We start from the raw sequence: 7,572 nt of genomic DNA, 5'->3' as shown, positions 1-7,572 counted from the left end.
AACCCATAAAAACCTATACCTTGAACCTCACGACCCCATCCGCGCCGACTTCCCGCGTGACTTCCCCCGCATGCCACAGCACATGCAAGTGCGCCAGCGCCTCGCCCATCGCAAACGTCATCTGGTGAATATCGAACTGCCGCTTGAACATCACCCCGACGATGTCATGCGCATTGCATGGCTTCTCGGCGCAAGCGGCGCGCGTTTCGGCGAGACGGTCCACATGGTGCTCCCGCAACTGCCGGATCCGCGTATGCAGGTTACGGAAGGGCTTGCCGTGCGAAGGCAGGATCAGCACGTCTTCCGGCAGCGGCTCGTACTTGCCCAGGGAGTCCAGGTATAGCTTGAGCGGATTGGCTTCCGGCTCCATGTCGAACACGCTGACATTGGTGGAGATGCGCGGCAGCACCATGTCGCCGGAGATCAGCACGTTGGTGGCGGCGTTATACAGCGCCACGTGTTCGGGCGCATGGCCGAAGCCGGTGATCACGCGCCAGCCGGAGCGGGCGGCGTCGGTGCCGATATGGACGATATCGCCATCCATCAGGCGCCGGTACTGGGTCGGCAGGTCCGGCACCAGCGACGGGTAGTAGCTCTTGCGCGCGCGCAGCTTTTCCAGGCTGTCGGGGTCGGTCAGGCCGTGGCGGGCGAAGTGGCTGGCGGCGAAGTCGCCGCCGGCGTTGGAGCCGGCGCCGGTGCCGCTGCCCATCACGCGGGCATTCATGTAGTCGCCCAGACTCATCCACAGCCGCGCGTCCCAGCGCTTGCACAGCCAGTGCGCCAGGCCGATGTGGTCGGGGTGGCAGTGCGTGGCCAGTACGCGCAGCACGGGCAGGCCCTCGAGTTCGTTGGCGAACACGGTTTCCCAGTGCGCCTTGATGGTGTCGTTGGTGATGCCGCAATCGATCACGGTCCAGCCGTCGCGGCCGTCGAGGCGGTCCCGCACCAGCCACAGGTTGATGTGATCCAGCGCGAAGGGCAGGGGCATGCGCAGCCAGTACACGCCGGGCGCGACTTCCTGGCGGGCGCCGGCTTCGGGCATGGTGTCGCCAAACGGGTATTGGAGCTGGTGTTCTAGTGCGTTCATGGGGAGTCTCTCGGGTCTGAAGCCCTGTGCGCGCTGTGCCGCGCGCAGGCGGGCTTTCTTGTCGTCGCGCAAGCCGTCCAGGCCGACGGCTTGCACGTCGCGGTTGCCAGCCGCTTTGCTTGACGCTAACGTTAACGTCAATTGAAACGGGCCTTTGTCATATTAAGCGAAAACTTCAATTCGTACCGAACGACCGTTCACTTTTTGCCGGGTCATCATGCCAGCTTCGCCAGTCACGCCAACCTACACCATCACCGATCTCTCCCGCGAGTTCGATGTCACGCCGCGCGCCATCCGCTTCTACGAGGATCAGGGCCTGCTGTCGCCCGAGCGCGAAGGACCTAGCGGGCGCAAGCGCGTCTACAACGGGCGCGAACGCACGCGTCTCAAGCTGACGCTGCGGGGCAAGCGCCTCGGGCTGACGCTGAACGAGATCCGCGAAATTCTCGACCTGTATGAATCGCCGCGCGATACCGCCCCTCAGCTGGAGCGCTTCCTGCATTCGCTGGCGCTGCATCGCGGCACGCTGGAGCGCCAGCTCGAAGACCTGCAGGCCCAGCTTGCCGAGATCGACCAGCACGAACGGCAATGCCGGCGCCTGCTGGCCGGACATGCCGGCGGGAAAGCCTCCGCCGGGCAGGATGAAAGTGCTTGATGAGACGCTTGAATAGCGAATTCGCTTGATTTGATTGACGTTTACGTAAACGTAAATAAAATAGCTCAGCAGCCCATCGTTTAGGCCAGACGCCCGGGTGGCGGCTGGTGAACAGAGGAAAGCCCATGCCCATCGACGTCGATCCCGCCGCCTTGTCCGCCGCGCGCGCGGATGCCATTGCCACCAGCTTCGCCCGCCAGGGCCTGATGACCACCTTCGGCGCGGCGCTGACCCGGGTGACGCGCGGCGAGGTGGAGATCGCCATGCCGTGGTCCGAGGGCGTGACCCAGCAACACGGTTTTTTCCACGGCGGCGCGGTGGGTGCGCTGGCCGACAGCGCCTGCGGATACGCGGCGCTGTCGCTGGTGGGCGAGGGCGAGGCCGGGTTGACCGCGGAATACAAGATCAACCTGCTGTCGCCCGCACAGGGCGAGCGCCTGATCGCGGTGGGCCGCGTGCTCAAGCCGGGCCGCACCCTGATCGTGGCGCAGGGCGATGTCTTCAGCGAGACCGCGGGCGTGCGCAAGGCGGTGGCCACCATGCTGATGACCTTGTGCGTGGTGCGCACGCTGGATCACGTATGAAGCCTGAAGCCGGTTGCTTTGCAGATGCTGCAATACAAGACAAGACGCGCATAAGAGACCAGAGACCATGCCATCAGGAGACGCCATGACCGACTTGCCAGGCCTGAAGTTCGACTTGGGCGAAGACATCGACATGCTGCGCGAGACCGTGCGCAACTGGGCCCAGGCCGAACTGGCCCCACGTGCGGCCGAGATCGACCGCACCGACCAGTTCCCGATGGACGCCTGGAAGAAGATGGGCGATCTCGGCGTGCTCGGCATCACGGTCGCCGAGGAATACGGCGGCGCCAATATGGGCTACCTCGCCCATATGATCGCCATGGAGGAAATCAGCCGCGCCTCTGCCTCGGTCGGCCTGTCCTACGGCGCGCACTCCAACCTGTGCGTCAACCAGATCCACCGCAACGGCACCGCCGCGCAGAAAGCCAGATACCTGCCCAAGCTGGTCTCCGGCGACTGGATCGGCGCACTGGCGATGAGCGAGCCGAATGCCGGCTCCGACGTGGTGAGCATGAAACTGCGCGCCGACTTCAAGGGCGACCGCTACGTGCTCAACGGCACCAAGATGTGGATCACCAACGGCCCGGACTGCGACGTGCTGGTGGTCTACGCCAAGACCGAGCCGGAGCTGGGCGCGCGCGGCATGACGGCCTTTATCGTCGAGAAGGGCATGAAGGGCTTCTCGGTGGCGCAGAAGCTGGACAAGCTCGGCATGCGCGGCTCGCACACCGGCGAGCTGGTGTTCCAGGACGTGGAAGTGCCGGTGGAGAACATCCTCGGCGCCGAGAACGGCGGCGCCAAGGTGCTGATGAGCGGTCTGGACTATGAGCGCGCCGTGCTGTCCGGCGGCCCGGTGGGCATCATGCAGGCGTGCATGGACGTGATCACCCCGTACATCCACGACCGCAAGCAGTTCGGCCAGAGCATCGGCGAATTCCAGCTGATCCAGGGCAAGGTGGCCGATATGTACACCACGCTGCAGGCGGCGCGCAGCTACCTGTACACGGTGGGCAAGAACCTCGATTCGCTGGGCACGGAGCACGTGCGCCAGGTGCGCAAGGACTGCGCCGCGGTGATTCTCCATACCGCCGAGAAAGCGACGTGGATGGCCGGCGAATCGGTGCAGATCCTGGGCGGCAACGGCTATATCAACGAATACCCGGTGGGCCGCCTGTGGCGCGACGCCAAGCTGTACGAGATCGGCGCCGGCACTTCGGAAATCCGCCGTATGCTGATCGGGCGGGAGCTTTTTTCGCAAACCATGTGACGCTGGCGCGGCAGGCGGGCCAGCGTGGCGCCGGTGTGCGGCGGCGACGTGCCGCCGGTGCGGAATTGACCGAAAGATCACTCGCCCGCCCGCCGAACCAATTTACAATCTCCGGAACCTGCATTATTCACCGGTCCGCGTCATGTCCCACTTCCCCAAGCTGTTGTCCTCGCAGATAGCCTACGATGTGGCCCGCACCATGCTGGACGGGTTCGACAAGCATTACCGGCTGTTTCGCGAGGTCAGCCACCAGGCCAAGGTGAAGTTCGAGGCGGCTGACTGGCATGGCCTGCAGCAACTGCAGCGCGACCGCATCGCCTTCTATAACGAGCGCGTGCGCGAAACCAGCCTGATCCTGGAAGACGAGTACGACGCCGAGCGCATCGAGGACGAGATCTGGCAGCAGATCAAGCTGCACTATATCGGGCTGCTGACCAACCATCACCAGCCGGAACTGGCCGAGACTTTCTTCAATTCGGTGTGCACGCGCATCCTGCACCGCTCGTATTTCAACAACGACTTCATCTTCGTGCGGCCGGCCATCTCGACCGAGTACATCGAGAACGAAGAGTCGCCCACCCGGCCGACCTTCCGCGCCTACTACCCGGGCAGCCGCACCGGCATGGCCGCCTGCTTCGAGCGCATCGTCCACAATTTCCAGCTCGAGCGTCCGTTCGAGGATCTCACCCGCGATATCGGCTATGTGGTGCGCGCGGTCACCGAGTATTTCGGCGACTTCCGCATCGCGCCGAATTTCCAGATCCACGTGCTGTCGTCGCTGTTCTTCCGCAACAAGTCGGCCTTTATCATCGGCCGCATCCTTAACGCCGACCGCACCTTCCCGCTGGCGATTCCCATCGTGCACTCGCCCGGCGGCAAGCTCTCGCTCGACACGGTGTTGCTGAAGAAGGTGCAACTGCTGATCCTGTTCTCCTTCACGCACTCCTACTTCATGGTGGACATGGAGATCCCGTCGGCCTACGTGACCTTCCTGCGCGATATCATGCCGCGCAAGCCGCGCGCGGAGATCTACACCTCGCTGGGTTTGCAGAAGCAGGGCAAGAACCTGTTCTACCGGGACTTCCTGCATCACCTGCAGCACTCCTCCGACAAGTTCATCAGCGCGCCCGGCATCAAGGGCCTGGTCATGCTGGTGTTCACGCTGCCGTCGTATCCCTATGTGTTCAAGGTGATCAAGGACTACTACCCGGCACCCAAGGAAACCACGCGCGAGCTGGTCAAGTCGAAGTATCAGCTGGTCAAGCAGCATGATCGCGTGGGCCGCATGGCCGATACGCTGGAATACTCCGACGTGGCCTTCCCGCTGTCGCGCTTCGACGATGCGCTGGTGCGCGAGCTGGAGCAGCACGCGCCGTCGATGATCGAGTACCAGCGGGGCAAGGATGGCGGCGAGGAGATCGTGGTGCGCCATGTGTACATCGAGCGCCGCATGACGCCGCTCAATATCTGGCTGCAGGAGGGCTCCGATGCCCAGATCGAGCACGGCATCGTCGAGTACGGCAACGCCATCAAGGAGCTGATCGCCGCCAATATCTTCCCGGGCGACATGCTCTACAAGAACTTCGGCGTCACGCGCCACGGCCGCGTGGTGTTCTACGACTACGACGAGATCGAATACATGACGGATACCCATATCCGCCACGTGCCGCAGCCGCGCAACGAGGAAGAGGAAATGTCGGGCGAGGTCTGGTACAGCGTGGGCCGGCACGACATCTTTCCCGAGACCTATCGCACTTTCCTGCTGGGCGATGCGCGCGTGCGCGCCGCCTTCCTGCGCCACCACGCAGATTTCTTCGATCCTGCCATGTGGCAGGCTCACAAGGACCGGCTGCTGGCCGGGCAAATCCACGATTTTTACGCCTATGACGTTTCAGAAAGATTCATCAATCGCTATGCCGCCGCAGCTCCAACCCAAGGCCATGCCGGCGGCGGGTCGGAACCGGCAAGGAGAGTCGCATGAGTGACGCCATCGCCCAGCTGTTCCGCAACAACCGGGAGTGGGTCGACCGCGTGAATGCGGAGGATCCGGGTTTCTTCATGAACCTGGCCAACCAGCAGGCGCCGGAGTACCTGTGGATCGGCTGCTCCGATTCGCGCGTGCCGGCCAACCAGATCCTCGGGCTCGCGCCGGGCGAGGTGTTCGTCCACCGCAATATCGCCAACGTCATCGCGCATAGCGATCTCAACGCGCTCTCCGTGATCCAGTTTGCCGTGGAGCTGCTCAAGGTGCGCCACATCACGGTGGTGGGCCACTATGGCTGCAGCGGCGTCAAGGTCGCGCTCAAGCGCCAGCGCGTCGGCCTGGCCGACAACTGGCTGCGCCACGTACGCGACGTGGCCGACAAGCATGGCGCCTACCTCGGCACCGTCGCCCGCGAGGAAGACGCGCATACGCGGCTGTGCGAGCTCAACGTGATCGAGCAGGTCAACAACGTCTGCCAGACCACGGTGCTGCAGGACGCTTGGGACCGTGGCCAGCCGGTCACCGTGCACGGCTGGGTCTACGGCGTATCCGACGGCCTGCTGCGCGACCTGGGCATGGCCGCCAGCAGCAACGACGAACTGCACGAACAACTCGAGGCGGCTTACCGCCAGTTCGGCGATCCGCCGCAGGCATCGATCCGCTGAGCGCCGGCCGCACGCCTCGCAAGCATTTGGTAGAGCCCGACAGGTAGAGCCCAACAACCGCCGCCAGTTTTCGCCCATCGCCCCAATCATTGGAGACTTCCCATGCATGATCCCATTGTTATCGTATCCGCCGCCCGTACCCCGATGGCGGCTTTCCAGGGCGAGTTTTCCGCCCTGACGGCGCCCCAGCTGGGCGCCGCCGCCATCCGCGCCGCGGTGGAACGCGCCGGCCTCAAGCCGGAGCAGGTCGAAGAAGTGGTGTTCGGCTGCGTGCTGCCCGCCGGGCAGGGCCAGGCGCCCGCCCGGCAGGCCGCGCTGGGCGCCGGCCTGCCGCTCGGCGTGGGTTGCACCACGGTCAACAAGATGTGCGGCTCCGGCATGCGCGCCGCCATGACCGTGCACGATGGGCTGCTCGCGGGCTCGTTCGAGATCGCCATCGCCGGCGGCATGGAGAGCATGACCAACGCGCCATACCTGGTGCCCAAGGGCCGCGGCGGTTACCGCATCGGCCACGGCATGATCTTCGACCACATGATGCTGGACGGCCTGGAAGACGCCTACATCAAGGACGAAAAAGGCGGCGGCCGTTCGATGGGCACCTTCGGCGAGGACTGCGCGGCCAAGTACGGCTTCACCCGCGCAGCGCAGGACGAGTTCGCCATGGAGAGCGTGCGGCGCGCCCAGCAGGCCACCGAGCGCGGCGATTTCCGCTGGGAGATTGCGCCGGTGACGGTGCCGGGCCGCGGCGGCGACACCGTGATCGATACCGATGAAGGCCCGCGCCGCATCAAGCTCGACAAGATCCCCTCGCTGAAGCCGGCCTTTGCCAGGGACGGCACCATCACCGCTGCCTCGTCCTCGTCGATCAACGACGGCGCCGCGGCGCTGGTGATGATGCGCGAGTCCACCGCCAAACGGCTCGGGCTGGAACCGTTGGCCCGCCTGCTGGGTCACACTACGCATGCGCAGGCGCCCGGATGGTTCACCACCGCGCCGGTGGAGGCCATCGGCAAGCTTTACAGCAAGCTCGGCTGGACCACCGACAGCGTCGACCTGTTCGAGATCAACGAGGCGTTCGCCGTGGTGCCGATGGCCGCGATGCACGACCTCAAGATCCCGCACGGCAAGGTCAATATCCACGGCGGCGCCTGCGCGCTTGGCCATCCGATCGGTGCTTCGGGCGCACGCATCATGGCCACGCTGATCGGCGCGCTGCGCAAGACCGGCGGCAAGCGCGGCGTAGCCAGCCTGTGCATCGGCGGCGGCGAAGCCACCGCCGTGGGGCTGGAGATCGTCGGCGCCTGACCGGGGCCGATAGCAACCTAGCGGC

The 7,572-nt window shown here is 64.8% G+C and carries 7 protein-coding genes; 6 read left to right on the top strand and 1 reads right to left on the bottom strand.

Annotated elements, in window-relative coordinates; all coding sequences use genetic code 11:
- Positions 1-13 precede the first annotated feature (13 nt).
- Positions 14-1,087: an MBL fold metallo-hydrolase gene (locus P3W85_RS26770; RefSeq protein ID WP_035808521.1), complete on the bottom strand. Its 1,074-nt coding sequence runs from the start codon at positions 1,085-1,087 to the stop codon at positions 14-16.
- A 217-nt stretch (positions 1,088-1,304) separates the two neighbouring features.
- On the opposite strand from P3W85_RS26770, the gene P3W85_RS26765 reads away from it, so the two are divergent.
- The 6 genes from P3W85_RS26765 to P3W85_RS26740 all read left to right on the top strand — a co-directional run bounded on the left by P3W85_RS26765 (position 1,305) and on the right by P3W85_RS26740 (position 7,547).
- Positions 1,305-1,742, top strand: a complete 438-nt coding sequence (locus tag P3W85_RS26765; protein WP_017225501.1) for a MerR family transcriptional regulator — start codon at positions 1,305-1,307, stop codon at positions 1,740-1,742.
- Between the two features lie 125 nt (positions 1,743-1,867).
- Entirely contained in the window at positions 1,868-2,326 is a 459-nt protein-coding gene (locus P3W85_RS26760; RefSeq protein WP_017225502.1) for a PaaI family thioesterase, read from the top strand.
- Between the two features lie 85 nt (positions 2,327-2,411).
- Positions 2,412-3,593 (top strand): isovaleryl-CoA dehydrogenase, encoded by a 1,182-nt coding sequence (locus tag P3W85_RS26755; RefSeq protein ID WP_276266967.1) that lies wholly within the window; start codon positions 2,412-2,414, stop codon positions 3,591-3,593.
- Between the two features lie 142 nt (positions 3,594-3,735).
- Positions 3,736-5,574, top strand: coding sequence for a bifunctional isocitrate dehydrogenase kinase/phosphatase (gene aceK, locus P3W85_RS26750; protein ID WP_017225035.1), 1,839 nt, complete (start codon positions 3,736-3,738; stop codon positions 5,572-5,574).
- The gene (can, locus tag P3W85_RS26745) at positions 5,571-6,242 is read left to right on the top strand and encodes a carbonate dehydratase (RefSeq protein ID WP_017225034.1); all 672 of its coding nucleotides are present in this window, start codon (positions 5,571-5,573) and stop codon (positions 6,240-6,242) included. Before aceK ends, can begins: the two co-directional genes overlap by 4 nt.
- A 102-nt stretch (positions 6,243-6,344) precedes the next feature.
- Positions 6,345-7,547, top strand: a complete 1,203-nt coding sequence (locus tag P3W85_RS26740) for an acetyl-CoA C-acetyltransferase (RefSeq protein ID WP_276266966.1) — start codon at positions 6,345-6,347, stop codon at positions 7,545-7,547.
- Positions 7,548-7,572 lie beyond the last annotated feature (25 nt).

It is taken from the genome of Cupriavidus basilensis (assembly GCF_029335485.1).
Lineage (GTDB): Bacteria > Pseudomonadota > Gammaproteobacteria > Burkholderiales > Burkholderiaceae > Cupriavidus > Cupriavidus basilensis_E.
This window is presented reverse-complemented; position numbering and strand designations above follow the sequence as displayed.

Excerpts from the sequence above, each read along its gene's own strand:
- aceK (WP_017225035.1), top strand. The coding sequence starts at position 3,736 with ATGTCCCACTTCCCCAAGCTGTTGTCCTCGCAGATAGCCTACGATGTG.
- P3W85_RS26770 (WP_035808521.1), bottom strand. The coding sequence starts at position 1,087 with ATGAACGCACTAGAACACCAGCTCCAATACCCGTTTGGCGACACCATG.
- can (WP_017225034.1), top strand. The coding sequence starts at position 5,571 with ATGAGTGACGCCATCGCCCAGCTGTTCCGCAACAACCGGGAGTGGGTC.
- P3W85_RS26740 (WP_276266966.1), top strand. The coding sequence starts at position 6,345 with ATGCATGATCCCATTGTTATCGTATCCGCCGCCCGTACCCCGATGGCG.
- P3W85_RS26765 (WP_017225501.1), top strand. The coding sequence starts at position 1,305 with ATGCCAGCTTCGCCAGTCACGCCAACCTACACCATCACCGATCTCTCC.
- P3W85_RS26755 (WP_276266967.1), top strand. The coding sequence starts at position 2,412 with ATGACCGACTTGCCAGGCCTGAAGTTCGACTTGGGCGAAGACATCGAC.
- P3W85_RS26760 (WP_017225502.1), top strand. The coding sequence starts at position 1,868 with ATGCCCATCGACGTCGATCCCGCCGCCTTGTCCGCCGCGCGCGCGGAT.